1 protein-coding gene and 1 pseudogene are annotated in these 1,074 nt (G+C 50.5%); one reads left to right on the top strand and one right to left on the bottom strand.

Going from position 1 to position 1,074, the window contains the following annotated elements; all coding sequences use genetic code 11:
- Positions 1-143, bottom strand: a 143-nt coding sequence (locus O9324_RS05815) for a DUF4277 domain-containing protein (RefSeq protein WP_287731423.1), incomplete at its 3' end; no start/stop codon positions are given.
- A gap of 167 nt (positions 144-310) precedes the next feature.
- Between O9324_RS05815 and pstA the strand changes: the two are divergent.
- Positions 311-889: pseudogene (pstA, locus tag O9324_RS05810) on the top strand (phosphate ABC transporter permease PstA); the annotation flags it as partial.
- Positions 890-1,074 lie beyond the last annotated feature (185 nt).

Below are 1,074 nucleotides of genomic sequence, written 5' to 3'. Positions count from 1 at the left end.
ACTTGCCCCGCTGTGACAATTTCTCCTCGCTCAATTGAGACTTGTTCGTTGATAATTTCAACGATTCCTATTTCATCGATAATTCCGGCTACTAATCCCAGATGGTCTAGATTTTTGACTTCAATTTCTGTTGATTGATTCATGGTCGAACAGCCCACTGCCTAAGTTTTCCAACAATTCCTATTTTTTCATAATTAGGGGTCTCAAGCTCCCCCTAACGGCCACCGAGAAAATCTTCACCAGATAAGTATTTTTACTCAAGTCTCTGGAGGGGGACAGCTTATGTGACAGTTGAGGGTGCGGAATGTGGGTAGAAGAATACGCCCCGAAAAACTGGTGGACGGCGCTGATCGAGGTGAATATCGGCAATCTGGCCGGGGTTCCCTCGATCGTTTACGGTTTACTCGGTTTAGGAGTCTTCGTCTATTTACTGAATTTCGGCTCTACCCTACTTTCCGGGGCCTTAACCCTATCTCTATTATCGCTGCCAGTCATTATCGTTGCGGCGCGGGAGGCGATCCGGGCGGTTCCCGATTCCCTCCGCCAAGCTTCCTACGGTCTAGGCAGCACCAAATGGCAGACGCTCCAACACCATGTTTTACCCTACGCGGTGCCGGGGATTCTCACGGGGGTAATTATCTCCGTGTCGCGGGCGATCGGGGACGCGGCCTCGCTAGTGGTGGTGGGAGCGGTGAGTTTTCTGACCTTCGATCCGGGTTTATTCGAGCGATTTATGGTACTGCCCATTCAGATTTTTAGTTATGTCTCCCGTCCTGAACCCGGTTTCGCCAACGCCGCCGCCGCAACGATTATCGTTCTGATCCTTTTGATCATGGCGCTGAACGCCATCGCCATCTATCTACGTCAACGCTATTCGACACCGAATTAGGGAAGGCAGCAGGCAGCAGGCGGGAGGTTAGATAAGTCTATTTAGGGTTTGCTGAATAAATGTGAAATGTAGGCAAGGTAAGGGTTTTGTGGCTTTTCTGGCGAAACAGGTGCAAGATTTTGAGAGAATCGTGCTTCAAAACCTTGCGTCTTCATCGGCCCGCGTCCCGTAGGGGCGAAGCATTC

Origin of the sequence: Microcystis sp. LE19-84.1B (genome assembly GCF_027531875.1) — a bacterium.
GTDB lineage: Bacteria > Cyanobacteriota > Cyanobacteriia > Cyanobacteriales > Microcystaceae > Microcystis > Microcystis panniformis.
Note: the sequence above shows the minus strand (reverse complement) of the source record. Positions and strands in the feature narration are given on the sequence as shown.